This window comes from Cupriavidus taiwanensis, from assembly GCF_900250075.1.
In the GTDB taxonomy this organism is placed as follows: domain Bacteria; phylum Pseudomonadota; class Gammaproteobacteria; order Burkholderiales; family Burkholderiaceae; genus Cupriavidus; species Cupriavidus taiwanensis_C.
Window position 1 is genome coordinate 1,255,311 of the sequence record NZ_LT977071.1, and the last position, 26,575, is coordinate 1,281,885.

At 66.7% G+C, this 26,575-nt stretch carries 28 protein-coding genes; 3 read left to right on the forward strand and 25 right to left on the reverse strand.

Translation table 11 applies throughout. The features are described from left to right. Positions 1 to 25 precede the first annotated feature (25 nt). From sctT to sctV, 12 genes are all read right to left on the reverse strand, one after another. A complete protein-coding gene (gene sctT, locus CBM2588_RS22010) occupies positions 26 to 841 on the reverse strand; it encodes a type III secretion system export apparatus subunit SctT (protein ID WP_025584980.1) in 816 nt (271 codons plus the stop codon). After that, entirely contained in the window at positions 834 to 1,346 is a 513-nt protein-coding gene (locus CBM2588_RS22015) for a flagellar FliJ family protein (RefSeq protein WP_115682476.1), read from the reverse strand. The genes sctT and CBM2588_RS22015 overlap by 8 nt, the downstream gene beginning before the upstream one ends. Next, positions 1,343 to 2,725, reverse strand: coding sequence for a FliI/YscN family ATPase (locus tag CBM2588_RS22020; protein ID WP_115682477.1), 1,383 nt, complete (start codon positions 2,723 to 2,725; stop codon positions 1,343 to 1,345). Before CBM2588_RS22020 ends, CBM2588_RS22015 begins: the two co-directional genes overlap by 4 nt. A 17-nt stretch (positions 2,726 to 2,742) precedes the next feature. Beyond that, positions 2,743 to 3,351, reverse strand: coding sequence for a type III secretion system stator protein SctL (gene sctL, locus CBM2588_RS22025; protein WP_115682478.1), 609 nt, complete (start codon positions 3,349 to 3,351; stop codon positions 2,743 to 2,745). Next, on the reverse strand, positions 3,333 to 4,184 hold the full coding sequence (locus CBM2588_RS22030) for a type III secretion system protein SctK (RefSeq protein ID WP_231942235.1): 852 nt from the start codon (positions 4,182 to 4,184) through the stop codon (positions 3,333 to 3,335). Before CBM2588_RS22030 ends, sctL begins: the two co-directional genes overlap by 19 nt. Then, positions 4,181 to 4,978, reverse strand: coding sequence for a type III secretion system inner membrane ring lipoprotein SctJ (gene sctJ, locus CBM2588_RS22035; protein ID WP_115682480.1), 798 nt, complete (start codon positions 4,976 to 4,978; stop codon positions 4,181 to 4,183). Before sctJ ends, CBM2588_RS22030 begins: the two co-directional genes overlap by 4 nt. Then, entirely contained in the window at positions 4,975 to 5,454 is a 480-nt protein-coding gene (locus CBM2588_RS22040) for a hypothetical protein (protein ID WP_115682481.1), read from the reverse strand. Before CBM2588_RS22040 ends, sctJ begins: the two co-directional genes overlap by 4 nt. Before the next feature lie 61 nt (positions 5,455 to 5,515). Further along, positions 5,516 to 5,716, reverse strand: coding sequence for a hypothetical protein (locus CBM2588_RS22045; RefSeq protein ID WP_018007336.1), 201 nt, complete (start codon positions 5,714 to 5,716; stop codon positions 5,516 to 5,518). Between the two features lie 106 nt (positions 5,717 to 5,822). Beyond that, positions 5,823 to 6,959, reverse strand: a complete 1,137-nt coding sequence (locus CBM2588_RS22050; protein ID WP_115682482.1) for a type III secretion system protein SctD — start codon at positions 6,957 to 6,959, stop codon at positions 5,823 to 5,825. Further along, positions 6,959 to 8,728: a type III secretion system outer membrane ring subunit SctC gene (sctC, locus tag CBM2588_RS22055; RefSeq protein WP_115682483.1), complete on the reverse strand. Its 1,770-nt coding sequence runs from the start codon at positions 8,726 to 8,728 to the stop codon at positions 6,959 to 6,961. Before sctC ends, CBM2588_RS22050 begins: the two co-directional genes overlap by 1 nt. 53 nt (positions 8,729 to 8,781) lie before the next feature. After that, entirely contained in the window at positions 8,782 to 9,048 is a 267-nt protein-coding gene (locus CBM2588_RS22060) for an EscS/YscS/HrcS family type III secretion system export apparatus protein (protein ID WP_018007333.1), read from the reverse strand. Between the two features lies 1 nt (position 9,049). Then, positions 9,050 to 11,200, reverse strand: a complete 2,151-nt coding sequence (gene sctV / locus CBM2588_RS22065; RefSeq protein WP_115682484.1) for a type III secretion system export apparatus subunit SctV — start codon at positions 11,198 to 11,200, stop codon at positions 9,050 to 9,052. A gap of 203 nt (positions 11,201 to 11,403) precedes the next feature. On the opposite strand from sctV, the gene sctQ reads away from it, so the two are divergent. Continuing rightward, positions 11,404 to 12,591, forward strand: a complete 1,188-nt coding sequence (gene sctQ / locus CBM2588_RS22070; RefSeq protein ID WP_115682485.1) for a type III secretion system cytoplasmic ring protein SctQ — start codon at positions 11,404 to 11,406, stop codon at positions 12,589 to 12,591. A 43-nt stretch (positions 12,592 to 12,634) separates the two neighbouring features. Then, entirely contained in the window at positions 12,635 to 13,294 is a 660-nt protein-coding gene (gene sctR / locus CBM2588_RS22075; RefSeq protein ID WP_115682486.1) for a type III secretion system export apparatus subunit SctR, read from the forward strand. 42 nt (positions 13,295 to 13,336) lie between these two features. Here sctR and CBM2588_RS22080 read toward each other — a convergent pair whose 3' ends face one another. The 4 genes from CBM2588_RS22080 to CBM2588_RS22095 form a co-directional block, all read right to left on the reverse strand. After that, positions 13,337 to 13,639 carry a BrnA antitoxin family protein gene (locus tag CBM2588_RS22080; RefSeq protein WP_115682487.1) on the reverse strand — a complete coding sequence of 101 codons (303 nt, stop codon included), beginning with the start codon at positions 13,637 to 13,639 and terminating at the stop codon, positions 13,337 to 13,339. Continuing rightward, positions 13,623 to 13,892: a BrnT family toxin gene (locus CBM2588_RS22085; protein ID WP_115682488.1), complete on the reverse strand. Its 270-nt coding sequence runs from the start codon at positions 13,890 to 13,892 to the stop codon at positions 13,623 to 13,625. The genes CBM2588_RS22080 and CBM2588_RS22085 overlap by 17 nt, the downstream gene beginning before the upstream one ends. A gap of 263 nt (positions 13,893 to 14,155) precedes the next feature. Continuing rightward, positions 14,156 to 14,674, reverse strand: coding sequence for a GNAT family N-acetyltransferase (locus CBM2588_RS22090; protein ID WP_115682489.1), 519 nt, complete (start codon positions 14,672 to 14,674; stop codon positions 14,156 to 14,158). Positions 14,675 to 14,739: 65 nt separating this feature from the next. Further along, complete coding sequence (locus CBM2588_RS22095; RefSeq protein WP_115682490.1) at positions 14,740 to 15,387, reverse strand: TetR/AcrR family transcriptional regulator; 648 nt, start codon at positions 15,385 to 15,387, stop codon at positions 14,740 to 14,742. A gap of 69 nt (positions 15,388 to 15,456) precedes the next feature. On the opposite strand from CBM2588_RS22095, the gene CBM2588_RS22100 reads away from it, so the two are divergent. Beyond that, complete coding sequence (locus tag CBM2588_RS22100) at positions 15,457 to 16,932, forward strand: phytoene desaturase family protein (RefSeq protein WP_115682491.1); 1,476 nt, start codon at positions 15,457 to 15,459, stop codon at positions 16,930 to 16,932. A 60-nt stretch (positions 16,933 to 16,992) separates the two neighbouring features. Here CBM2588_RS22100 and CBM2588_RS22105 read toward each other — a convergent pair whose 3' ends face one another. The 9 genes from CBM2588_RS22105 to CBM2588_RS22145 form a co-directional block, all read right to left on the reverse strand. Further along, positions 16,993 to 18,198 (reverse strand): MBL fold metallo-hydrolase, encoded by a 1,206-nt coding sequence (locus CBM2588_RS22105; RefSeq protein WP_115682492.1) that lies wholly within the window; start codon positions 18,196 to 18,198, stop codon positions 16,993 to 16,995. 34 nt (positions 18,199 to 18,232) lie between these two features. Then, positions 18,233 to 19,189, reverse strand: coding sequence for a Bug family tripartite tricarboxylate transporter substrate binding protein (locus CBM2588_RS22110; RefSeq protein WP_115682493.1), 957 nt, complete (start codon positions 19,187 to 19,189; stop codon positions 18,233 to 18,235). Between the two features lie 154 nt (positions 19,190 to 19,343). Further along, positions 19,344 to 20,150, reverse strand: coding sequence for a TetR/AcrR family transcriptional regulator (locus CBM2588_RS22115; RefSeq protein WP_115682494.1), 807 nt, complete (start codon positions 20,148 to 20,150; stop codon positions 19,344 to 19,346). An 84-nt stretch (positions 20,151 to 20,234) separates the two neighbouring features. Then, entirely contained in the window at positions 20,235 to 21,494 is a 1,260-nt protein-coding gene (locus CBM2588_RS22120) for an MFS transporter (protein ID WP_115682495.1), read from the reverse strand. Positions 21,495 to 21,557: 63 nt separating this feature from the next. Continuing rightward, positions 21,558 to 22,316, reverse strand: coding sequence for a maleate cis-trans isomerase family protein (locus CBM2588_RS22125; protein ID WP_115682496.1), 759 nt, complete (start codon positions 22,314 to 22,316; stop codon positions 21,558 to 21,560). 19 nt (positions 22,317 to 22,335) lie between these two features. Next, on the reverse strand, positions 22,336 to 22,785 hold the full coding sequence (locus CBM2588_RS22130) for an acyl-CoA thioesterase (RefSeq protein WP_115682497.1): 450 nt from the start codon (positions 22,783 to 22,785) through the stop codon (positions 22,336 to 22,338). Next, the gene (locus CBM2588_RS22135; RefSeq protein WP_115682498.1) at positions 22,782 to 23,942 is read right to left on the reverse strand and encodes an FAD-dependent monooxygenase; all 1,161 of its coding nucleotides are present in this window, start codon (positions 23,940 to 23,942) and stop codon (positions 22,782 to 22,784) included. Before CBM2588_RS22135 ends, CBM2588_RS22130 begins: the two co-directional genes overlap by 4 nt. After that, positions 23,939 to 24,817 (reverse strand): VOC family protein, encoded by an 879-nt coding sequence (locus CBM2588_RS22140; RefSeq protein WP_115682499.1) that lies wholly within the window; start codon positions 24,815 to 24,817, stop codon positions 23,939 to 23,941. The genes CBM2588_RS22135 and CBM2588_RS22140 overlap by 4 nt, the downstream gene beginning before the upstream one ends. Before the next feature lie 13 nt (positions 24,818 to 24,830). After that, complete coding sequence (locus CBM2588_RS22145; protein WP_115682500.1) at positions 24,831 to 26,537, reverse strand: AMP-binding protein; 1,707 nt, start codon at positions 26,535 to 26,537, stop codon at positions 24,831 to 24,833. Positions 26,538 to 26,575 lie beyond the last annotated feature (38 nt).

The following is a 26,575-nucleotide window of genomic DNA, read 5'->3' on the forward strand; positions in this document are numbered from 1 at the left end:
GGGTGTCGATATGCCGCCGCCGGTGCTAGCGTGCCGCGCCCCGGCGCAGCATCTCGATCAGGATATTGTCCGGGCGCAGGAAGCCCTGCAGCGTATCCACCATCACCGCCAGCATCAGCACCAGCATCAGGAACGCCACCGAGATCTTGACCGGCTGCGCGAACTGGAACACGTCGAACTGCGGCACGAAGCGCGCGATCAGCGCAAAGCCCAGCTCGACGATCACCAGCAGCAGCAGGATTGGCGCGGCCAGCTTGACCACCCACGAGAACAGCGTGCCGGCGTAGAGGTTGGCAAAGCCCATCGACGCCAGCGACATCTCCGGCCCGAACGACATCACCGGCCAGAACGCGAACGACTCCACGATCACGCCGGTCATGGCGATAAAGCCGCCCAGCGCCGCGAACAGCGCGATGCCGAAGTGCGACAGCAGGTTCTCCATGGGCCCGTCCTCCTGCTGCGTCACAGGATCGAAGAAGGTGGCATTGCCCGAGCCGGTCTGGAAGTCGATCAGCTCGCCGATCATCTGCAGGGCCACGAAGAACAGGCCGAACGCCATGCCCAGCAGCAGCCCGATGAAGGCTTCCTTGAAGATCAGCACCAGCCACAGCCCACCTGCAACGGCGTCCAGGTCGATGCGCGCGCCGGGCGACACGAACAGCGCAATGGCCAGCACGATGCCGTTGCGCGCCACCCCGGGGATGGCCTGCTGCGACAGGAACGGCAGCACCGTGAACGCCGTCAGCAGCCGCGGCATCACCATCACGATCGGCATGATGACCTCGCGTCCCCACTGGAACAGCAAGGCGGGATCGAGCAGTTCGCCTTGCATCTCAGGCATGGCGCGCGTCATGCCGGTCAGCGTGCCAGGCGCGCGCCGCGGCTTCGTCGATGGCCTCGTCCTCGCGCCGCCCGGCCCCAGCGCGCAGCGCGCGGCGCTCGCGCAGCGCCAGCTCGCGCGCGCCGTCCAGCCGCGCCTGGGCGCGCAGCAGCGCGCGGCGGGCCGCGTCGAAGGCGGCGCGCCGCTGCGCCACGTCGTCCAGCACCGTGGCCAGGTTGGCATTGGCGCGGGCAATGCGGGCGTCGAAGGCGTTCTGCCAGCCCTGCGCATCGAGCAACCCCGATACCGACACCCCGCCCTGCGATGCGCCCTGCCGCAGGCGTTCGATGAACGCCGCGCGCTCGTCCAATGCGGCCTGCACCGCCTGCTGTGCGGCCTCGGCCTGCCGCAGCCCGGCCATCACCTGCGCGCGATGCTGCTGCAGCGCGCGTAGCGCCTCTTCCTGGCGGCGCTGCCGCACCGCCTCCAGCTGGCCCAGCCGTGGGTCGGCGCGGCCGGCCGTCATCGCGCTTCTCCCGCAGCAGCTGCGGGCTCCGGTACGCGCACTGCCCGCGCCAGCTTGTCGACGGCGCCGGCGAAGGTATCGAGCCGCGCCGCCGGCTGCGCCAGGTAGGCGCGGATATCCGGCATCGCGGCCACGGCGGCGTCGGCGACCGGGTCGGCGCCGGGCCGATACTCGCCGATCTGCAGCAGCAGCTCCAGCTCCTGGTACCGGGCCAGCAGCTGGCGCAGCCGCGCCGCGTCGCGCGCGTGCGCGCCGGCCGCCACCTGCGGCATCACCCGGCTGACCGACTGCAGCACGTCCACCGGCGGATACTGGCCGGCGCTGGCCAGCTTGCGCGACAGCACGATATGTCCATCGAGGATCGAGCGCACCTCTTCGGCAATGGGATCGCTGTCGTCCTCGCCTTCGGTCAGCACGGTATACGCCGCGGTGATCGAGCCCTGCACGCCGGTGCCGGCGCGCTCCAGCAGCTGCGGCAGCATCGAGAACACGGACGGCGGATAGCTGCGCCGCGTCGGCGGCTCGCCGCTGGCCAGGCCGATCTCGCGCTGCGCGCGCGCCAGCCGCGTCAGCGAATCGACCAGCAGCAGCACGCGCCGGCCCTGGTCGCGGAAATGCTCGGCGATCGCGGTGGCGGTATAGGCGCAGCGCACGCGCTCCATCGGCGAGCGGTCGGAGGTCGACACCACCAGCACCGTGCGCGCCATGCCGTCGGGGCCCAGGTTGTATTCGATGAACTCGCGCACCTCGCGGCCGCGCTCGCCCACCAGCGCGACCACGTTGACATCGCTGGACGCGCCGCGCGCCAGCATCCCCAGCAAGGTGCTCTTGCCCACGCCCGGCGGCGCGAAGATGCCCACCCGCTGGCCCTCGCCCAGCGTCAGCAGGCCATCGATGGCGCGCACCCCGGTGGCCAGCGGCTCGCGGATCAGGCGGCGCGTGAGCGGGTCGGGCGGTTCGTTGTCCACCGGCACCCGCGCCACGCCGTCGAGCGCGCCCTTGCCGTCGATGGGCTCGCCCAGCGCGTCCAGCACGCGGCCCAGCAGCGCGGCGCCGGCCGGGCACTGGTGGCCATGGGCGGATGGGATGACCTCGGTCAGCGCCGATACGCCGGTGGTGCGCCCCAGCGGCGTGAGCAGCGCGGTCTGCTGCACGAAACCGACCACCTCGGCCAGCAGCGGCGGCTCGCCGGGCGTGACCAGCTGGCACAGCTCGCCCACGTGGGCCTGGATGCCGGTGGCGTTGATCAGCATGCCAACCGCCTTGCTGACGCGCCCGCGCATCGCCACGGGCGTGAAGTGTTCGAATGCGCGTTCGAGGTCGGCGGCGGCATGCTGCAGCGCGGCTTCGATATCGGAGGCAGGGAGTTCGCTGGACATGGGTATCAACGTAGGAATCAGCCCACCCGCAGCCGGCGCGCAAAGGCTTCGAGCTGGGCCTGCAGGCCCACTTCCATGGTGCCTGAGGGGGTCTGGATACGGCAGGCATCGGGTTCCAGCCCCGGCTCGACCACCACGTTGGCGCGGCGCGGCCACTCCTGCGTCTCGGCCAGCCGGTCGAGCAGGCTGCGCACGGCCTGCTCGCGGCCCAGCGGGATCTGGATGGTGATGAAGGGCTCGGCCCGCACCAGCGCCTCGACGCGCTGCAGCGCCACCTCCAGGATGATGTCGGGGTCGAGCTCGCCGGCGATCTGCTGCACCGCCTTCATCACGATCTCGGCCATGGTGCGGCGCATCGCGCCCAGCTGGCGCTCGGCCTCGGCGGCGGTGCTGACCTGTGCGGCGGCATGGTCGGCGTGCGCGCGCGCCCAGCCTTCGCGGTAGCCATGCTGGCGCCGTTCCTCGGCCTCGCGCTGGGCTTCGCTGCGGATGCGCACGGCCTCGCTGCGCGCGGACTCGATCACCGCGGCGGCGTCGAGCAAGGCGGCATACTCGGCCTCCTTGAGCACCTTGCGCTCGGACAGCAGCTGCAGGTTTTCGCTGGTGATCAGAAAAGCCAGTGCCATGCCGGGAACCGTTCGGGGATCAGGTTGAGCAGCAGCAGCTCGCGCAGCTGCGCGGCCTGCGCCGGGGTCAGCGGTGCCGGCGACAACGCCGCCAGGCGCCGGGGAAACTTGCGCCGCAGCGCTTGCACCAGCGGCGCCGCGGAGGCTTCGTGGCGCGCCTCGGCAGCCAGCAGCCCGCACAGGAGCCGATAGCCGCGCTCGGCCATCAGCCGGCCGGCGCCGGGCGGGTGCGCGCGCAGCGGCGCCAGGTTCATCGGCAGCGCCGGCAGCGCCGGCACGCGCTTCAGGATAAAGGCCACGGCGTGGCGGTCGAGCCGGCGCGCGGCACGGCGCATCGCGCGCGGCGCGCTGCCGATCAGCGGCGCCGCCAGCGCACCGGGCAGCGGCGCGATGCTGTCGGCCAGCTGCGCCGGCAGCATGCGGCGCTCGCTGGCAAAACCCGCCTGGTGCACCGCCAGGCCCAGCCACCACGCCAGCAGGCGCAGGTCGCTGCGCGGCATCAGCACCAGCCGCGCCAGCGAGGGCGGCGCCTGGAGCAGGCGGTGGATCGCGGCGTCACGGTCGCCCTCCGCGCCGAGGCCCAGCGGCTGCGCGAGCACGTCGGCGGCGGCGCGGCCGAAGCGGTCCGCGCGGCGCCAGGCCAGCGGCCAGTCCGCCGGCAGCCAGCTGGGATGCAGATGCGCCAGCGGCCGCTGCGCCAGGTCGGCCACCGCGCGCGCCAGCGCCGGATCCGGCAATGCCGGCGGCGCGGGTGCCAACGCGGCGGCCAGCGCGCCGGGCAGGTAGGCGCCAGGCGCAGCCTCGGCGGCGGCAACGGTGGATAGCAGCGTCAATTTGCGCTCCGCGGCGTGCCGCGCCGCTGCGGCCAGCGCAGCACGCCGCGCTGCCATGCCACCACGGCCGCGACGGCCAGTGCCATCGCCACCGCCGCGCCGACCGCGATCGCGGCGAAGCGTCCCACTGCAAAGCCGGGCCCCGGCCCCGGTGCGCCCGCCTGCGGCGCGAACGGGCGCGCCTCGACCAGCGACAGCGACACGTTGTCGTGGGTCACGCCTTCGATGCTGTGCGCCACCATGTCCTTCACGGTCGGCACCAGCAGGCGCAGGTCGGTATCGGCGCGGTGCTTGATGAACACCGCCGCCGACGACGGCCGGATCTTGTCCGAGAGCGGATCGGTGGCGGGGATCACCACATGCACGCGCGCGGTGACCACGCCGTCGATATTGCGCAGCGTCTCCGACAGCTCCTGCGACAGCGCGAAGATATAGCGCATGCGCTCTTCGGTCGGCGTCGCCACCAGCCCCTGCTTCTGGAACACCTGCCCCAGCGACGCAAAGCGTTCGCCCGGCAGGCCTTCGCTGCGCAGGATCTCCAGCGCGGCAGGAAGTTGCGATTCTTCGACGCGCACGCGCCACTGGCCCTCGCCGGTGCCGCCGCTGGTCTCGGCGCGCGCCTTCTCCGCGTCGATGCCCTCCGCGGTCAGCGCGGCCAGCACCTGGTTGGCCTCGGGTTCGTTCAGCGACGCGTACAGGTCGACCTTGCATGCGGCCAGCGCCAGCGCCATCAGCGCCGGCGCCAGCCGGCCCGCGCGCGCAAGGCGCCGGCACAGCGGTGGCGTGGACATCATTGCTGGTTCTTCAGCAGGCTGTTGAACAGGTTGGTGCCGGCGCTGCCGATGCTGGAGGTCACGTGGATCGACGAGAACAGCTCCAGCGACTGCGTCTGCAGCAGCATGGCCTGGTAGACCACCTCGCTGGTGCTGCCCTCGTAGATCGACGCGAACATGCCGTCGCGCAGCTCCTGCAGGCGCGCGGCCTGGCGCGCCGATTCCTCGCCGGCCGAGACGTAGCTGGCGCGGATGGCGTTGCCGAGCGTGGTCGAAGTCGGGTCTGCCGCCTGGGTCACGTGCGCGGTGCGCGAGCCGTCGGCGGCGCGGCCCTGCTGGACCATCTGCGCGAACTGCCGGGCATCGGCCGGGTCGGGCTGCGCGGCGGGGGCCGCGGCCGGCGACTGGTGCGCGGCGACGGTGGCGCTGTCGGCCGTGGCGCCGGCGGCGGGGGCGGCGGCGGTGGTGGCGGCAATGGCGGCGGTCGGGTCCATCATGGCTCTCCTTGCAAAGCATTGGGCGCCCCGGCGGGCCGGGGCGCATGGCAGGGGCCTGCCGTCAGTTGGTGCGCGAGGTCTGCTTGACGTCCTGCATCGCGCCCTGGACCAGGTTGGCCTTCTGCGTGTTGTGGGCCATCTCGCTGCTGACCACCGCGTTCTGGCGCGTCAGCGTGTCCTGCAGGCCCAGGATGTTCACCGAGAACTCCTGCGCCTTCTGCTGGATTTCCTGCATCTTGGCATTGAGGTCGACTTCAGCCATGACAATCTCCTTCAGGTAGGTTGGCGTCAAACACCTGCCCTCCGGGGGGCAAGCGGCATCTGCGCCCGCGGGCGCAAATCCAGTGGCACGGCGCCGGCGTGCGCCGTCATCGCCGTGCCTGCGGCGGCACCGGGCTGTCCTTCAGCACCACGCCGTCCGCGTCGATCCGTTCAATCTCGGCGCCGTTCTTCAGCACCGCCCCTTCGAAATAGCGCGCACCGTTGGCCAGCTGCACCGAGCGCGTGCCGTTGCCGTCCTCGGTAATGCTCACCACGCGCGCCGGGAACACGCCCTGCCAGTTTTCCATGTGGCCGTCGCGCACCTGCCGGCGCCGGCTGTCGGCGGTTTCGCGGTAATCGATCTTGTCGGACACCAGCACGCCCGGGTGCAGGTCCTCGATCACGCGCCGCACCTTGTCGCGCCCGTGCACCGGGTCGGCGGTGCCGCTCAGCAGCACCCGGCCCTGGCCCTGGTAGGCAATGCCTACGCCGGGCTCGTCCAGATAGCGCTGGATATGCTCGATCAGGTCGTCGGCCGAGCGCACCTGCTGCTGCACGCCGCGGCCGAACGGCGCCAGCGCCTGGACGATGCGCTGCCGGTCCACGCGCGAATTGACGAAACCCTTGACCGTGACCGTGCCGTTGGGCAGCGACACCACCTCCAGCTCCGGATAGGCCGCCACGGTCTTGCGCACCGCGGCGGGATCCGCCTGCTGCGTGCGCGGCGCCAGCCCGCCGTTGGCATAGGTGGCGGCAAGCCAGCCGGCGCCGATCAGCCCCACCACGCCGGCCACGCCCAGCGCCGCCAGCAGCGCGCGCCCGGGCCGGCGCCCGCCCTGCTGCTGCGCGTCGGCATCGCGCGCGGCGCGCCGGCCGGATTCGGCCCAGGCGAAGAGCGTGTCGGTGGCCTCTGACATGCCCGGCTGCGCGCGCAGCAGCTCGACGTCGAGCGCGCCGATGGTGAGGATGTCGCCGCCCGCCAGCGCGAACGCGCGCTGCGTGGTGGCACGGCCGTTGACGTTGACCGCGGCCTCGCCGACGCGCTCGGCCGATACCGCCAGCTCGCCCACGTTGAGCACCAGGTGGCGCGGCTGCACCTCGGCGCCGGGGACGCTGATGTCCACGTCCGCCGCCGTGCCCAGCACATTGGCGCCGCGCCGCAGCGTGACCTGGCGGCCGTAGACGTCGCCGCCGAGAAAGCGCAGCGTCCAGCCCGAGGCGTGAGAGTCGTGCAGGTCGGCCATCAGCTCATCCCCGGGATCACCAGGCGCGGCGTCAGCAGGTAGAAGCGCTCCATGTTGTTCTGGCGCTTCTCCTGGTACTTGAACAGGCTGCCGATGATCGGCACGTCCTGCAGCAGCGGCACGCCGGACGAAGCGTTGATCTTCTCTTCGGTGGTGTAGCCGGCGATCAGCAGGCTCTTGCCCTCTTCCACCATCGCCTGCGTGGTGATGGAGCGGCGCCGCACCACCGGGATACGGTCGACGGTCTCGCCGGACAGGTTGCCGTCGGCGATGTCGATGGTGAGCATCACCGCGCGGTTCTGCTGCTCGTCGACCACCAGCGGCGTCACGCGCACGGCCGTGCCGGCGGTGACGTTGAACAGGCCCGCATCCTGGAAGCCGTCGACGCGCACATAGAACTCCTGCAGGTTCTCCAGCGCGGCTTCGGTGTTGTCGAGCGTCAGCACCTTGGGCCGCGCCACGAAGTTGGCCTGGCCGCGCTCGGCCAGCGCCTTGACGCGCGTGAGCAGGTAGCGGGTCACGTCGCTGCCGATGGCGCCGGTGAACTGCAGCCCGCTGCCGATCGTCGCCGCGGTGGTGCCGGCCTCGTTGGCGAGGTTGCCGAAGCTCAGCCCGGCGTTGCCGTTGCCGCCCCCCAGCTGCAGGTCGACATGGGGCGTATGCAGGCGCCAGTCGACGCCCAGGCTGTCCAGGTCGGCCTGGCTGATGTCCATGATGGTGACTTCGATCTCCACCAGGCGCGGCTTGACGTCGAGCGATTCGATCAGGCGCCGGTACTGCGCCATCTTGTCCGGGGTGTCGCGCACGATCACCGCATTGAGGCGGGTATCGGCCTGGAACTGCGGCAACTGGCCGCTGCCCCAGTTGTTCTGCATGCCCAGGCCGACGCCACCGCCGCCCATGGCATCGAGCATCTGCGACGGGTCGGCGCTGGGGATGCCCATGCCGCCCCCGCCGCCCTCGCCCATGCGCAGCTTGGCCTGGCGCGTGGCGCCGCGGCTGGTGCCCAGGCTGGGACCGGTGCCAGTTGCCAGCGTGCGGTTGCGGCCGTACAGGTTGCGCAGCACCGTGACCACGCCGGGCACGGTCATCTCCTTGCCGGCGCGGTTGATGCGGAAGTCCGAGGCCCATGAGTACTTGAGCGGGAACAGCTGGATCTCGGCGCGCTCGTCGGCGATGGAGCGGTCGTCCACCGCGCGCACCGCGGCGCGCACGGTCTCGACATAGCGCTTGGGCCCCGACACCATCAGCGTGCCTTCCGCGTCGTTGATGGTGATGGGGTAGCGCGAGTCGGGCACCTGCATGCGTTCCAGCGAATCGCGCAGGCGCGCGCCGGAGCCGCGCGCGATCGGCAGCACCTCGCTGCGCGCCTCGCTGGCGACGTCGATATAGAGCAGCGAGCCGTCGTAGTAGTAGGTCAGCCCGAACATCGAGCACACGCTCTTGAGCACGTGCTGCGCGGACTCATTGAACTTGCCGCTGATGGTCCCTTCGACCTTGGGATCGATCACCGCGGTGGTGCCCTGCGAGGCGGTCAGCTCGCGCAGGAAGTCGGCCAGCCGCTTGTCGCTGGCCGACGCCTGGAACGGCTTGTTGGGCCAGCGCAGGTCCGCCGCGCGTGCCGCCTGCGTGCCGCACAGCAGCGTCCCCGCCAGGCACAGCAGCGCCGCGGCGGCGCGCCATGGCCGCCGTGGCGGGCATTGGCGCCATGCCGGCCGGCGCATGGCGCGGCCCGTCGATCCGTGTTCCCCGTGGTGCCCCAGCATCATGTCAGTTTGGTTGTCCGTTGTTCCTGCGTGGTTGCCTGCATGGATTCCGCCCCTTACAGGAAGGTCAGCATGGTCTGCAGCGCGCGCTGCGCGAAGCGCATCACCTCGCCGCCCAGCCAGCCGCCCAGCAGCACCAGCGACACCAGCACCGCGATCAGCCGCGCCGAGGTGCCGATGCTCTGGTCCTGGATCTGCGTCACTGCCTGCAGCACCGCCACCACCAGCGCCACCAGCGTGCCGATCAGCACCACCGGCAGCGTGACCCACAGCACCACCAGCAGCGCCTGGCGCGTGATGTCGAGGATGGTGTCGGCGCCCATCTCACTCTCCGGCCGGGTTCTGGATCCAGCCCACCGGCACCAGCGTCACGTCTTCATCGACCTCCTGGTATGACAGCACCGGGATGCGCGGCGCGACCGGCTCGATCAGCCGCTTGATATAGCGGCGCACGTCGACGCTGACCACCACCACCACGCGCGCGGCGCCGGCACCGCCCGCCGCACCGGCCTTCTCTGCCGCCTTTTCCAGCAGCACGCGCAGCTGCTCGCGGATATCGCGGGTGACGTCGTGGCTGAGCAGCAGCAGGTTGCCGCGCGCCGCCTTCTCGATCGCGCCCTGCACGCGCGCTTCCAGCGCGGGCTCGAACAGCACCGCGTCCAGCGAGCGGTTGGCGCCGACATGGCGGCTGGTGATCAGCCGGCCCAGGTCCACGCGCACCAGCTCGGTCAGCGCGATCGCATCGGTTTCCTTGGGCGCCCAGGTGACCAGGCTTTCGAAGATGGTGCGCAGGTTGCGGATCGGCACGCCCTCCTGCAGCAGCCGGCGCAGCACGTCGGTGACGCGCTGCAGCGGCACCACGCGCGCCAGTTCCATCACCAGGTCCGGCGCCTCGGCCTGGATCACGTGGATCATCGCCTGCACGTCCTGGATGCCCAGCAGCGGCGCCGCATGCTGCTTGATCACCGCGCCCACGTGCACCGCCAGCACTTCCTCGCACGACAGCGTGCGCACGCCGTCGGCGGCGCCAGCCTCGGCCGGCACCCACACCACTTCCGCAAACGGCCCGAACGGCGCGCCGGCCTCGGCCACGCCCTGGTCGACGCGCGCGCGGGCACCCGGCTCCAGCAGCCGCTTGCCGGGGCGCAGCACGCCGCCGGAAGCCACCACGTCCTGCACGCGAATCGCATACGCATCGGGCTCGCCCAGCGCGCGGTGCTGGATGCGCAGCCGCGGGAACACCATGCCGAGTTCGGCCTCGACCTCGCCCTTGGCGGTAGTCATGCGCTGCTCGAACAGCCGCAGGTCGATGCGCCCGCGCAGCGCCTGGTCCAGCTCCAGCGCCAGCGCCGGCGCCACCGCGGCCTGGGTTACGGCCGCCGCCGCGCCTTCATCCGCGTCGGCCATCTCGATCCAGGTGACGGTGCCGGTGCTGCGCCGCGCGCGGCGCAGCAGCAGGTAGCCGCCGCCGGCCACCACCAGCGCCATCAGCCCGAAGGTCCATTTGGGAAAGCCAGGCACCACCAGGAACACCGCAATGGCCAGGCCCGATACCACCAGCGCCTTGGGCTGGGCCAGGATCTGCTTGCCGATGACTTCGCCCAGGTTGGGCGAGCGGCTGCGCTCTTCGTCGGACGACACCCGGGTGATCACCACCCCGGCCGCGATCGACACCAGCAGCGACGGGATCTGCGACACCATGCCGTCGCCGATGGTCAGGATGGCGTAGCGCTGCAGCGCCTCGCCGATGCTCATGTCCTTCATCAGCGTGCCGATGGCGATGCCGGCCAGGATATTGACCAGCGCGATCACCACGCCGGCGATGGCATCGCCCTTGACGAACTTCATCGCGCCGTCCATGGCGCCGTGCAGCTGGCATTCCTGCTCCAGCGCGCGGCGGCGCTCCTGCGCCTGGCCGGCGGTGATGGTGCCGGCGCGCACGTCGGCGTCGATGCTCATCTGCTTGCCCGGCATCGCATCCAGCGCAAAGCGCGCCCCCACCTCGGCCACGCGCTCCGAGCCCTTGGCGATGACGATGAACTGCACGATGGCGATGATCAGGAACACCACCCCGCCGACCACCACGTTGTTGCCGACGATCAGCTTGCCGAAGGTATCGATGATGTGGCCCGCGTCGGCATGCAGCAGGATCAGCTTGGTCGAGGCGATGTTCAGCGACAGCCGGAACAGCGTGGTGAACAGCAGCAGCGACGGGAAGGTCGACAGCGACAGCGCCGACGGGATATAGGTGGCGACGATCAGCAGGGTCAGGCTCATGCCCAGGTTGATCGTCAGCAGCAGGTCCAGCAGGAAGGTCGGCAGCGGCAGCACGAACAGCGCGATCACGGCAAACAGCAGCAGCGTCAGCGCCAGGTCTGACTGGCGCGACGCCGCCGCCGCCATCTGCTGCAGCCCCGGCGCGCCGGGGCCGAGGCCGCGCGGGAACGCTGGGAGATTTGCCGGGAGTTTCGCCATCGTGCTTGCCGGTGGGATCAGTGGGCGCAGTGTATGGCCGCCCCTGCACAGCGACCAGTACCGAGGATTCGTAGCGCGTGCCGCACATCCGGCCTGCGCGGCCGGGGCCTGGCGGTTTCGGGCGCCGGCCTACAAGGCTTCGTAGTGGACGCGGCTGCACCCCGCTGCTTATCGTTGCGTCTCGAGCAACCGAGCCTCCCAACATGTCTTCCGTCCTGCCTCGCCCTGGCCGCGCCCCGTCCGCCCAGGCGCCCGCCGCGGCGCCGCGCGGTGACGCGCGCGTGCTGGTGCACAGCGCCGCGGCGGCGGCACGGCTGGCCACCGCGGGGCTCGATGCCACCCCGGCGCTGCCGCATATGGAGCCCGATACCGCGCGGCTGTCCGGCTGGCTGGCCTGCCGCGCGGCCGCCGTGCCGGTGCGGGCGGGCGGGCACGACTGGCAACTGCGTTTTGTCCCCGCCGACCCGGAGATCGCGGCGCGTCCCGGTGCCGGCTATGCCTTCACCATTGGCGCCAGCCACGGCGTGCTGCGCTGGGATGTGGCCAGCGAACGGCTGCTGCTTGCGGCGCCCGGCGCCGCCGAAGCACTGCCTGCGCTGCTGCGCTACGCGCTGATGGCGGACGCGCTGGCCGAAGCGGTGGCGGCACTGGGCCATGCCGTGCCCGACGCCTTCAGCTGGCAGCCCGATGGCGCCCGGGCGCAGGCAGTGGCTTCGGCCCATGCCTTTGGCTTCGAGCTGCGGCGCGAGGCGTCGCCGGCGCGGCTGCGCGGCACGCTGCAGCTCGACCAGCCCGAGCGCCTCGCAGCGCTGCCCGCAGGGTTGCCCGCGCCGGCACCGGCGTGGATGGAGCGCCTGCCGGTGCCGCTCGCGGTGCGCATCGGCACCACGCGGCTGGCGCTGGGCGAGATGCACGGCATCGAGCCCGGCGACATCGTCGGCATCGACGACTGGCATTCGCAGGGCAGCGCGCTGGTGGTGCGCTGTACCACGGGGCGCCACGGCCCGGGCTGGACCGCGCTGGCCGAGGGCCGGCGCCTGGTGGTGCAGGCCGGCGCCGACAGTACGGACGTTTCAAACGGAGCGCATATGGAAGAGCAAGACCCCGCACGGCAGGCCCAGCCCATTCCTCATCCGGACGCGGTGCAGCCGCCGCTGTCGCGGCTGGACCAGCTGGAAGTGACGCTGCGCTTTGAAGTGGGCGACGTGGCGGTGCCGCTGGCCGAACTGCGCGCGGTCGCGCCGGGCTATGTGTTCGAGCTGCCGCAGCCGCTCAAGCAGAGCGAGGTGCGCATCGTCGCCAACGGCAACCGCATCGGCACCGGCACCCTGATCGCGGTCGGCAACCGCCTGGGGGTGCGCATCACCGCCTTTGCCGGCGGCGACGCATGACTCGCGGCGGGCCGCCCCATCCCGTTCCGGCCGGGTGCATGCGATGAACAGCGGACTCTACAATCCGGTCCTGATCCTGACCATCATCCTGACGTTCGGCATTGCGCCCTTCGTCGCGCTGATGGTCACCAGCTACACCAAGCTGGTGATCGTGTTCGGGCTGCTGCGCGCCGCGCTGGGCCTGCAGCAGGTGCCGCCGAACATGGTCCTGAACGGCATCGCCATCATCCTGACCGCCTACATCATGGCGCCGATCGGCTCCGATGCCTTCGATGCCATCAAGCGCCGCGCCGACGCCAACGCCGCCTTCAACGTCAACGACGTGGTCACCGTCTACGACTCGGTCAGCGGCCCGCTCAAGGAATTCCTGGTCAAGCACACCGAGGAGCGCAACCGCACCTTCTTCGTCCAGTCGGCCAAGCGCATCTGGCCCGAGGGCCGCGCCGACGACCTCAAGTCCGACGACATGATGGTGCTGATCCCCAGCTTCACGCTGTCGGAGCTGACCCGTGCGTTCCAGATCGGCTTCGTGGTCTACCTGGTATTCGTGGTGGTCGACCTGATCGTCGCCGCCATCCTGCTGGCGCTGGGCATGTCGATGGTGGCGCCGACCACGATCTCGGTGCCGTTCAAGCTGCTGCTGTTCGTGATGCTGGAGGGCTGGACGCAGCTGATCCAGGGGCTGGTGCTGTCGTATCGGTGAGGGTCGGTGTCGTCGTGCTCATGCCACGGCGACTACGACGAGTCACGGACGATGCGTACGAAGCCAGTCCTTCAGGGCGTCATTCATCCGCGTTTGCCAGCCGTCGCCACTGGCGCGGAAGGCGGCCAGGACTTCGGCGTCGTAGCGGATGGTCACCGACTCTTTTGGGTTGGCCAGCCTGGGTCGACCGCCTCGATTCCTGAGCGGCTGCATTTGCTTCATCTCTTCTGCGCTTACCTCGTAGGTATCCGGGTCGGCGGCAATGCCACGGTTGATCGCCGCGTCCTCTTCGGGCGTCGGCAGGATGACCGTGCGGCCGGACCGGGTCTTAATAGCTTGCGGCATAGTCCTGTACCTCTCGCGTGTTTGCCTTGCGCAGGCTGATTACGTGGAAAGTCTCGCCCCGCTGCGTGAACACCACGCAATAGAGACGATCCCCGATGAAGCCGAATCCGATCTCGCGCAACTCGCGGTAGTCGCTTCTGGTGTCCGGCCTGGCCATTACATCCGACCAGTCGATCTCGGCCGCCATGGCAAGCGAGATGCCGTGCTTGACGGTGTTGGCGACATCCTTGCCGGGGTCGAAGCTGATTCGCACGGTGTTATTGTAGTTACACAAACTAGCCTGGCGCAACAGCTTTTTGTGGTTACGGATTCATGGCCTTGGCCGAGTGGCCAGGTGCGCCGTCCAGGCATCTTTCCGGCGGTACCGTGCCGGTGTTGAACGTCGTGCTTGACTGAAGCACGGCGGCAAACCTGCATCGTTGCCGACATCCGGTCCGCCGTCGAGATTTGGTACCGCATTGTGACTGGGCTATGCACCAACACCGCCCGTGGTCCGACCCCGACCCCGCCCCGTAGCTAGCCCTTCACCTCAAATGACTCGTGATACCTGACTACACCGGAGGGCACGTGCGGGCCGAACGCAATGGCTTGAAAGTACTCCGCCGCAACCCCGGGCAGTACGAGCGTCAACTGTGCCGAAAATCCAAAGCGGGAATAGTAGGCCGGCTCCCCGAGTACTACGCAGCCTTGCGCGCCGGACTGTCTGAGGCGATCCAGGGCCGCACGTATGAGCTGCGCGCCAACCCCAATGCCTTGATGCGCAGGCAGCACCGATACCGGACCAAGTCCGTACCATCGCGCACTTCCGTCAGAGATTTCGACTGGAGAAATGGCGACATGCCCGACAACCTGGCCGGACAGTTCCGCGACAAGCGAGATCTCCAACTGTCCGGCCGCCCTCAGGGCCGTGATGATCAGTTGTTCCGTGCCACTGGAGTGGGTGGCGACGGCGAAGGCGGCCTGTGTCACCTCGGTAATTGCGTGTGCGTCGTCCGGACGCTCGCTCCTGATCAGGAGCGCATCAGTCGTGGTCATTCAGTTTCCTAAAATCGATACGCATGGAAGCCCAACCGAAAGGCACTGAGTGTTGTGCTGAACGCCTATCGCCTTCGCGATCCCGCTTGGGGCCTGGTAACGGACGCAGTGTCATCAGCATGGGCGGCGCCCTGCATAAAGAAATCCAGGGCTTTGCCAAGCTCGTCCTCCAGGTGCACGTCCGGGCCGCTCAACCAGGCCATGACGGCCCCAAGGTATAGGAAATGCAGATAGTGCGCCAGGCGCTCGGCCGCAGTATCAGGCCGGAGCTCTCCGGCCTGTTGTGCCTGTTCGATGAGTTGCACATACAAGGGGAGCATGTCCGAACTGGTCTGCTGCTCCATGCCATCGCGCACTTGCTGGAAGCGGAAGCGGATATACGGCGCCGCATACTGGCGATGGTGTTCCCACCAGTTGGCCGAGCCATGCCACAGCGTTGCCACGCGTGCGACGAAGGACTCGCGACTCAGAACGTAGTCCTCCACCGCCACTTGCAGGTCTTCCTCGAGTTCGTTGTGCATCCAGTGCACCAGCACCGCCTCTTTGACGGGGAAGTGGTTGTAGAGCGTGCCCCTTGCAACATCCGCCTCTGCCGCGATCTGTTCCATCGTGACCGCTTCATAACCGTCGCGTTCAAATAACGCATGCGCGGTGGCAGCGATGCGGTCACGCGTCTGCTTTCTTTTACGGGCAATCCGATCGTCTTCGCTCATGGCAGTTGCGCCTTAATTAGACATTGTCTAGGATTGTACATTGTCCAATCTTGCAAGGGGAAGTCGTCGATGCGCGCAAGGAAAGAGGTTCCCACGGTGGTCATCGGGGCTGGGCTGTCAGGACTGGCCGCCGCGCTTTCGCTGTCTCGTCGTGGCGTCCCGGTGATGGTCGTGGAGGCGCAGCAGAGCGCGGGCGGATGCTGTTCCACCGAGGTGTCCGACGGATATACCTTCAACAATGGCGCGGTATATGTCGCCGTGCCCTCATTGCTTCATGCTGCCTTCGGGCGCCTGGGCCTGAGCTTCGATGAAGAAGTCGAACTCGTCGGCATAGCCAGGCCCCACGCGACTTATCTGGACAATGGCACTGCAGTGCACCTTTCGACAGCGGAACACTCTTACGTGGACGGCGCCGACCACCACCGCCGCACGCAGGCGCTGCGGGACGGGCTGGCCAAGCTACGAGACGATTGGCGTCCGATCTACGCAACCTTGGTCCGCGACGTGCTTCCGGAAGAACCGTCGCTGCTACGTACGATCGGCAAACTCTGGAGGCACCTGCCGCGAATGGGCGGGCACGTAAACGGCCTGATCGCGTCCTATTTTCCGGACGGGGATCTGCAGGCTGCTGTTGCGTCCACGTTGCTCTACACAGGGCTCGCACCCGACCGGCTCCCGGCGACACAGATCATCGGCTTGCTGGCTCTGCTGGAGGAAGGCTTTCACCTGCCGCGCGGCGGCATGGGCGCCATTAGTGATGCGCTGCTGCGAGCCCTGCAGAGTCAATCCGTCCCGGTGCGTTTCGGTACCAAGGTCAAGGAAATCGTCGTCAGCGACGGTCGAGTGCATGGCGTTGTGCTAACCGACGGAGAACACATCCCGGCCTCGCACGTCGTCGCCACGTGTTCGGGATTGGGTGTCGTGAAGAACCTGCTGCGTGCCGCCGATATCCCGCGAAGCCTGGCCGCAAAGGCGGATAAGGCGCCGTTGTCGCACCGGGCCATCTCCATCCAGATCGGATATTCCGGTGCTGCGGCAGCCGACGCGTTCATCGTCAACCATGTACCGGCGATGGAAAAACAAGGCGTCATGCATGTTCCGAGATCCGACGTCCCGCCATGGATTGCGTACACGCAGCCTACGCGGGTGCTACTGGAACTGGCACCAGGAGGCAGGCATATCATCGAGCTGTACGCGCCCGCCAGCGATATTCGCTCGGTATCCGAATGGAATCCGGCATGGAGCGATTCGGCACTGGAGAGATACCTGGACGCGTTGCAGCAGCGAGTCCCCGGCATGGCCATCGAAAGGACCCGCGTGCTCGACCCGCAGGACTTTTCCCGGGAACGACAGCTGTATGAAGGTGCGCTGTATGGAATTGCCCCGGGTTCTCCACCCTACCGCTTCCTTCCGCATCGGACACCGATCAGCGGGCTATACCTGGGCGGACAGACGACGTTCCCGGGCTATGGCGTGCCGTCGGCAATGCTGTCTGGCATTCAGTCCGCGGAGTCGCTGGTTGCGGACTTGTCTCGGTCGAGCTGACTTCATTGTCCAGGGTGCGCGCCGGCCAGGCGCGCGGACGCCTGGGAAAGATGCGAGACGTCAAGGCGCTGCGCTGCTCGAGCGCTGCTCCCGGGTGTGCACAGCCGTTGCAAGGGGGATCCACTGCAGATCCCGCCCCACGATCACCCTCCCCGAAAAGCCCTTGCTGGCTGACTCCCACCGACTGGGATCGTTGTCGGCAGGCGCGAGATGGGACAGAACAAGCGTTTTGACGCCAGCGGCTTCCGCCACGGCGCCCACTTCGGTCGCCGCGGTATGGGAATGCACCAGGTGGTGCGCCTTAGCCTCTTGTGCGGGGCTTCTGGGCTTTGGATACAAGGCGTCAACCCACGCGGTGTCGATCACTTCGTGCACCAGTATGTCGGCACCGCGCGCCAGCCTGATCAGGTTCGCATGCGGACTCGTGTCGCCGGAGAAGACAACGGAGCCGTGAGCCGTATCGAACCGGTACGCGAATGCCGGAAATACCGGTGCATGGTTGACCAACGTTGCTGTGACCTTGACGTTCTCGTCACGGTAGACCTCGAAAGGTTCCATCACAGGGGCGGGATGCCGATCAGGATCCACCCTGAGACTGGCCGGCAGCGCGATGTCCATCACGTCGACACGGCTATGAGGATTCGGTTTGCGACTATCCAGGATGTTGTCATTGATGTCCGCCGCAAAGGCCCGATAAAGCGCCTCCGTCATGGCAACGGTGCCCGGCATCGGCTGCTCGGGGGCAACGATTTCCGACACCCCTTCTTTGCCTCCACTCGCAGGCGGCAACTTCCCCCGTGGGCCCGGACCGAACACCTTGAGTTTCTGACGTCGCTCCGCCAACCCGTCGGATGCGCCGAACAGTACCAGCGACGGATAGTCCACGATGTGGTCCGCATGCATATGCGTGATAAACGCGGCCCGCAGCGCTTCAAGCCCGCGCCCCGGCGGCGGTGCGCCCAGCCCCGCCTGAAAATAGCGTCGCAGCCATCCCGCTCCGAAGTCGACAAGGTAAACCTGGCCGTTGACTGCCAGGGCGGATGAGATGCCCGCCGATTGCGAGCCCCGCCATGATGTCCGACCGCCTGCCGTTCCCAGAAGGACAAGATTGGGACCAGGATCGGCCAACGATGGCGTCTTCGGTTGGCTGGCTGGATCGGCATGGGCAGCCGAGGCCAGAACGCCGAGCGCCACCGTGGCCGCGACACAAAGTTGACGAAGGTAGAGAGCCCGGCCAGCCAGTACCCGGGTTAGAACGATAGGCATATGTTCTCCGAAGGAAGTTAGTGGTGGCGTACCGTCATTCCGGCTTTACGCCGGCATCGGCAATCACTTTTTCCCAACGGAGCTTCTCGGCCTCGATGAACTTCGCGCCTTCCGGCCGCGACATCGGCATCGGATAGGTGCCCAGATCCTTGAGCCGATCGACAAATGGTTGCTGCTTCAAGGTCTGATTGACAGCCGAATTGACGCGATCCAGCACTGACACCGGCGTCCCCTTTGGCGCAAAGATCGTGAACCATCCCTTGGCCACCAGCCCGGGCGCGACATCCTTTGCAAGCGGAATGCCTTCCAATCCCGGCAAACTGGCGTCCGACGTCACGGCAAGCGCCTTCAGGCGTCCACCACGCACCAGAGGCACCAGCGGCGCAATGCCGTCGACGTAGACGGGGATATCGCCCTTGACCACCGCCTGGATGGCCTGCGTCGTGCCGCTGAAACTCACCTGGCGGAACCTGGCCTTCTGCAACTGCCCCATCATTTCCGCCGTGAGGTGCGGAACAGAGCCACGCGTCGGACTGCCGATCACAACATCGTCCGGCCGCCCTTTGGCGTCCTTGATCACCTCGCCAAGGCTCTTGTACGGAGTGGCCGGTCCCGCCACAAACATCATCGGCGTGTACGCTAGCGTGGCAGCCACTTCCGTATCGCGCTGGATATCGAACTTCGCTTCCTTGTACATCACCGGCGTCGTGACGGCCGCCGCTGCGTGAAAAAGCACGAGCGTATAGCCATCGGCCGGAGCCTGCTTCAGCGCGCTCATTGCGACGATGCCATTGCCACCGGGCTTGTTCTCGACGATGACCTGTTGCTTCCAGGTATTCGCGAGCCGCTCTGCAACCTGGCGCGCAATGATGTCCGGCGCACTGCCCGCGATGGATGGCACGAGCAGCCGAACCATCTTGTCGGGGTAGGTGCTGGCTGCGGCCGGAAGCGCCATAGCCAACAGCGTCAATGCGAGAAAGGGGCGTTTCATGTTGTCTCCGCGTCTGGCGTGCCGGCGACCCCATCGTCGCCGCGGCACTTATTTGATACACAATCAAATAAGCATTGTAGTTTTATTGACTGCATCTCAAATAAGGAGATACCACTAGGGACGCGGTACTGCGCGCGATCTACCCCCTCGGGTGCTAAGCGGAACGAACGCTTTTCTTCCTTGCAGGCTTTGCGTCGCGTTGCCAGGCTTCGATGCCGTCAAGGGTGATGCGCAGCCCTTCCTCGAACGCCGTATCAGACGACAGTTGGGAAAACGACTTGCTCACGAAGCGTGCGCCGGGATACTGCTCGGCGGAGACGGAATCCAGCTTCTTCTGTATGAAAGCCTGATGGTATGCCGGTAGCTGGCGTGAGGCTTCCGCCATGCTTGCCGCAACCAGGTACTGGGCGAGCAAGTGGTAGCCCAGCGCGACCTGTTCGGCGGAAAAGCCGCCCTGCATGATGGCCGACGTCATGCGGTTGAAGAACTCCAGGCCGTAATCGGTTTCGCCCGGTTGCACATCCTGGAACAGGCGATACCTGTTGTGCGACGCCACATAGTTGCTGACGCCCGGATTTTCCACGGCGACCTGGAAACTGAGGCGCGCGATGCGCTCGACATCCGCGCGCCAATCGCCTGTCAGCGGCGGAATGCGCAGCGTGCGCTGGCGATAGTAGTCGTTAAGGACGCCCGAAACCAGTTGATCGCGGCCACCCAGGTAGTAGTGAATCAGCCCGGGCGCCACGCCAAAATCCTTGGCAAGCTGGACCATCGAGATCTGGTCCAGCGGCACCGTTTTCGTCAACTGAATCGCATGCTGCAGGATTGTGGCGCGGCTGAGCATCGGCTCGGCACCGATCGGCGATTCTGTCTTTGGCGGACGGCCACGGCGGCGCGGTGCCGCGGCGGTCGTTTGCTGGGGGGCGGCCTTTGAGACGGGTGACTTGCGGGCGGCAGGCATGAGCGTGGGAGGATGGAACCAGCGGAAATTGGTAGTCTGCCAATTCTATCCGCTAATCCCGTTGACGCCATCGCCTGCATTGCGCTATGCCGACGCGGCCACCGCTGCCCCCTCCCCTGGCGCGCCCACGCTGTAGCGCCCGAGCGACAGGACGAGCATGGCGGAGATCACGAGCATGCAAGGCAGCACAAACAGCGGGACATCGTAGCTGCCATGCCGGTCAAACCACGCACCCAGGGCAATGGGTCCGATGACCGCGCCCAGACCGTAGCCAGAGAAAGCGATACCGAACAGCGAGCCGAACGACGAAAGCCCAAAATATGACCGCACCAGGTAAGAGATCAGATCCCCCTCCGCGCCGATGGTCAGGCCGATCAGCGTCGCGGCGAACAGGAGCGCCGTGTAATCGTGCGCCCCGCGCAACAGGAATACGCCGATGGCTCCGCCGACAAAGAAAACGCTCGCTACCAGCGGTGCATGAATCCGGTCGATCAGCAATCCCGTGAGCAGACGGCCGACCAGCAGTCCGACACCCACCATTGACGCGCTGCGCGCCGCCATGGCCGCATCAAATCCGCGATCTGCGAACAGCGAAGGAAGATGTGGCCCCAACGACAACGTGGCTGCCGAGCTCAACACAAAGACCAGCCAGATCGCCCAGAGACGGTAACTGCGCAAGGCTGCTGCCAGTGGAATCCCTTGCGGTGCGACTGTCACCGCATGCATTGCGTTGCGCGTGCCAGGAAATCTTTCACGCAGAAGACTGCAAGCTACCAGCGACAGCAGGACCGAGCCGATGCCCAGCCCGACGTAAGCCATGCGCCAGCCGAAGCTCGTCACCAGGAACTGCGCGGTGATGGGCAATATCACCGTACCGGCACCGAGGCCGCACATCGCAATCCCGAGGGCCAGCCCCAGGCGACGGTCGAACCACTGTGGCAGCACCGCGAGGTACCCCAGCACCGACGTCGCCGCGCCGGACACGCCGACGACGATCGACAGCGCGACCCACATCAGCATGCTGCCATTCTGCAGCGCCATCGCCGCGGTGGCCAGCCCGAAAACGATTGCCGAGCAGCCGATCACCCGTCGAATGCCGAACCTGTCCATCATGGCGCCGACGATCGGGCTGACGATTGCAAGCCCAAACATGGACGCCGCGTACGACAGTGAGGCCTGCGAACGTCCCCACCCGAACTCGTCAGCCAACGGCCTGACGAAGACACCGGCCGTGGCATTGAACAAGGGCGCGTAACCGGCCAGCATGCCAAGGGCGGCGCCCAGGATCACACTTGCGTAAATCCGGCCCGATACGCGGGGCAATCCCGTGGGGGCGTTGTGCATGGTCTTGTCTCCGTGGCCGTGGCGCCGCTTCCGTGAGCGCCCGCCTTGTCGTTGTGGGTACGTTTAACGCAAACCGGTCTGGCTGCCCAGGTAGGCACCGGCGCCGGGTGCCATGGCTTCCAGGCCGAGCCTGCGCAACATCTGGCGTGCGGTACAGGCTGCCGTGGACGTCACCGGAATGCCCAGCAATTCCTGCGCGGCCTCGAGCGCCGCAAGCGACGGCATCTGGACACAGGCAGACAGCACCACGGTATCCACGCCCCTGGTATCCAGGCGCTTGACGTCCTCCAGCAACTGCAACGGATCGCGCTCGCCGACTTCCAGATTGTCGAGAATCGAGAAATTAATCGCGTCCTTGACCTCGATGCCCTCGTGCTCGATGTACTCGACCACGGTTTTGGTCAGGGCATCGCTGTAGGGCGCCAGCAGCGCAATGCGGCGTGCCCCGAAGTCCTTCAGTTCATCCACCAGCGCTCCGGCCGACGTCATGATCTGCGGACGGTACGGCGCGTCGCCGATGACTGCGCCCAGATCATCGATGACCTGGCGGTGATAGCCTTGGCCCATGCACATGGTCGCCACCAGGCACGCCGTGCTCATCACGTCGACGCGGGCGTCCGCCAGTTCGACGGCGCAGCGGCCCATATCCCGGTTCATCCTCTCCAGCTCCTCCGCCACCACGCGATGCATTCGGACGCGGCTGGAGTGGAAGCTGAACTGTTCCGGCCGCACCTGCATGCGAGCGTTGAAGATGGCCGGCACTTCGCGCTCCATCGTGATATTGGAGCTGGGCACGATCTGCCCGATTCGATACTTCGACATTGAGGGTTTCCAGAACAGTTCAGAGAGCTGGCGACAGGAAGCGGGTGAGCACTGCGCGCAGCGAAGCGGGGATGGGAGTGCCTTCGCGTCGGTCCAGCCGTACGCAGATCGGCGAGAACATCGCGTCGAAGACCGGTGTCCCATCCGGACGCCGGGCCATGCAGCGAATATCGAACGACCTGGTACGGATGGCTTCGACGCTGCAGCGGATGTCGATCACGTCGTCGGGCCAAAGCGTCCCGATGAATTCGAAACGCATCGCCTTGCATGGCGTTCCCACGCCATGCCCTTCTCCCAGTCTGCCGTTACCGCCGGCCATGTGGGAGGTGTAGAGACCGACAGCCCCTAGCAAGTAATCGGTGAAGCGTCCGGTGTAAACCACTCCCGCCGGGTCACAATCGCCCCAGCGTACAGTTCGCCGGACCACAAACGGGGCCTCACTGATGACGTACTCCGTGGCGCGGATCATGACTGCCCTTGCGCCGCCACCGCCCTGACACCGCCCGCGGCGAGTTCCGCCATCAGCGCCGGAAACTGTGCCCGCAACCGCTCGGCGTCAACCCGGCCCGTACGGGTCATGAAACGGAATACGAACTCGTGCGGCGTGGGAAGCTCCATCCACTCGCGGATGCGCTCGTACCAGTTGTACGAAGCCTCGGAAGCACTGATCAGCTTGGCCTTCTCCGGCTTGCGAACGGCCTCGTATTGCTCCAGGGCGGCTGCGACATTGCCGGGATTGGCCACAATGGCGTCCGCCAGCGCCATCGCGTCCTCCATGGCAATCCGGGTACCCGATCCGATCGAAAAATGGGCGCTGGTCAGCGCATCGCCGATGAGCACCTGGTTCCCGACATGCCAGTTGGCATTCAGAATCACCGGAAACTGCCGCCAGATCGAATTGTTGGATACCAGGCCGTGCCCGCCCAGCTCCGGAGCAAAGACGTTCTCAAACAGTGCCTGGCGCGCTTCGGCACTCATTTCTTCCATGCCAAAGTCGACCCACGTCTGGTGATCGCACTCCGCCACGAAGGTGCTCATCGAATCGGAATAAGGATAGTAGTGGGCCACGAAATAGCCGCCCTGGTACTTGCGAAACACCAGCGCGGGGCTGGCGAATGGCTTCGCCACGCCAAACCAGGCGAAGTGGTTGGTCAGCGTGCGGCGGGTCGTGCCAAAGGCGGCCTCATTGGCCGTGCGCACTTGCGAGCCGATGCCGTCCGCCCCCACTACAATGTCGGCGTCCAGCGCATCAAAGTCCGCAATGCGTTTGTTGCAGGTAACCCGTACCCCCAGCTCCTTCGCACGCTCCTGGAGCACCGAGAGCAGGCTGATACGCGGAATCGCCCCACCGCCCGCGCCGGGCTTCTTCATGACAATCGGATGTTCGTGGCTGATGATCGAATGCTGGTCATTGAATCGCATCACCTTCGCCAGGCGATCCACCACCAAGGGTGAAGCCGAGCGGAGGTTGGACAAACCAGTATCCGCAAGAACCACGCCGAAACCAAAGGTCGCATCCTCCGGATTCTGCTCGAATACATCGATGTCGACCGCGGACATCCGTTCCTTCAGCAGGATCGAGAGGAACAGGCCCGACGGTCCGCCGCCAATGACTGCGACCTTCATTGCGCGTCTCCCGGAGCGACCACCAGGGCATCCATGTCGAACTGGCGAATCTTGCCGGCCAGCCCGCCCGTCAACGCGCCGTACCACACCGCTGGCTTGAAGCCGAGCTCCTTGCGCCGGAATTGCAATGCCGGATTGCCATCGATGCGTACATAGCCGTTGCCCAGCGCTGTGGTCTGGTAGCCTTCCGTCTTCCGCGCCACCTCGATCAACGGCGCAAACTCGGGCACATCCAGCACATACACCGACGCCTTTTTGCCATCAGGCACGGCCTGCTCGATCCGTTCGGCCTTGCGCTGCCAGACAGGTTCGATGGAGCCGAAGGCCGCGCCCTTGTCGCGGGCGCGTTCGAGTTCAATGGCCGAGTCGATGGTGAAAGCAGCGTCCTGCCTGTCGGCGCTGCTGAACGGGCGGACCTGCCATGTGATCTCGATCGGATAGCCGTTCGGATCGTTGAAGTAGATCGATTCGATGACTTCGTGGCGGATCTGATAGCGCAAGGGAATGCCAACCGCCTCGACCCGCTGGCGCCACTGCAGCAATTCCGCCTCGTCGCGCACTCGCCATGCGGTGTGCGTGGCACGGTCCTGGTAGTGCTCGCGGACGGTCAGCCAGTCGGGACGTTCCGTACCGATGTAATAGAAGAACGCGATGGTGCTGCCGTTGCCGCTATCGAAAAAGAAGTGCAGGAAGTCGGCATGGTTGTCGGGACCCCAGCCTTTTGCGGAAATCGCGTGTACCAGAGGCAGGCCAAGCAGGTCGCGGTAGAAGTGCACGGTCTCTGCAAGCTTCCAGGTCGGCCGGGCCGTGTGATGAACGCCGTGCAGTTCAACAACAGGGGCGTTCGCTTGCGCGCCTTGGGTGGATTGGTTCATGTCTCGTCCTTCTTCACTTCGCTTGTTCAACGGTGTTCTTGTCAGCTTCCGCGCGCAGCATCTGGACGATGCGGTCACGCAGCAGCACCTTGCTGAGCTTGCCCGATGCGGTCAGTGGAAACTCGGCAATGATCTCCAGCCGCTCGGGCCATTTGAACTTCGCCAGGCCGGCCTGCTGCAGGTATTGGGTCAGTTCGAGCAATGTGAGGCCCGCTGCGGCCAGCGGCGGCTTCAACATTACGAACGCGCATACCCGTTCGCCGTACACCTTGTCCGGCATGCCAACGACAGCCGAGGCCATGACCGCAGGATGCAGGTTGATGACGTTCTCGAGCTCTTCGGCGTTGATCTTCTCCCCGCCACGATCGACCACATCCTTGATGCGACCACGGAAGAAGTAATAGCGCTTGCCGTTCACCACCTGCGACGACATGAGGTCGCCCGATCGGTAGAAGCCGTCAGCGGTAAAGCGCGTGACGTCCTCCTGCTCTGACTTGTAGTAACCACGGATCGTGTAGGGACCGCGGAACAGGGCCTCGCCGGTCTCGCCTTCGGCCACATCGTCTTCCGTACCCGGATGGACGATGCGAACCTCATCTGCGTCAGACACCGGATAACCGACCGACTCCTCACGTATTTGCGCCGGATCGTCCGGGCGCGTGAACATGATCACGCCTTCGGTCATGCCGAAAATGTGATGCGTGGGCGAGCCCGTGAGGCGTGTCAGGTTGGCACCGTTCTTCGGGGCAATGAACGTGCGCCGCGCCTTGTCCGTCGCCGTGCCGCGAACCAACTCCGGCGCAATGCGGTTCAGGATCGGCCCGGCCACGCCGAACCAGGTCGGTTCATAGTCGCGGACCAGGGACTGCAACGTGTCTTCGCCGATATCCGGCGCCACCGTCACCTTGGCGCCGCAAAGCAGAAACGGCCCGAAGAAGCAGCCCATGTTGAGGTTATGCATGTACGGCGTGGGGAAGAACAGCACGTCGTCCGGGCCGTAACCGTTACATGCGGCCACCGCACGCATGTTGTACAGATATTCGTTCTGGAAGCGCGGAATGATCTTGGGCACGCCCGTGGTGCCGCCCGATAACTGGAACACGGCCGCCTGGAACGGCTCGTGCCTGACCTCTGACAGGATCTGCTGGGCACGCACCAGCGACATGTCGCGAATCAGGTCAGCCAGCAGGACGGCACGGCCCCGGCGCTCGCCGCGAGCCTGCAGGATGAACTGCAGACTCGGTACTTCGGCCTGCATTTCTTCCGCAAAGGCCACGTCATCGAACTTCGGATCATCGCCTTGCACGAAATGCAGACGGGCCTCGCAGAGGTTGCCGAGGTAGCCAACTTCGAGCTTGCGGAATGCCTGAAGCGAGCACAGAGGAATGATGCCGGCCTTCAGGCAACCGAGGAATGCGAACAGCAACTCGTTGCTGTTGCCACATTGAAAGACGGCCCGGTCCAGCGGCTTGAGACCCAAGGCGAGCAACGCGGCACCCAGGCGGTCCGTCTGTTGATCCAGCTCTCCGTAAGTGAATTCACCCTCGGGACCTACCAGCGCCAGACGGTCATGATGTTCTTGAAACGATTGGCGCAGGGCTCCGACCAGCGTCTCGGCCGTCAGGTAGCCCTCGCCCACATATCGGCGAAGACGATCTTCATCGGGGTAGCGCACGCCTTCCAGCAAGATGGACGGGCGCACATGGGTGGGTTGCAGCATGTTTTGTCTACCTCTATGTATATATGTGGTCCAGCGTA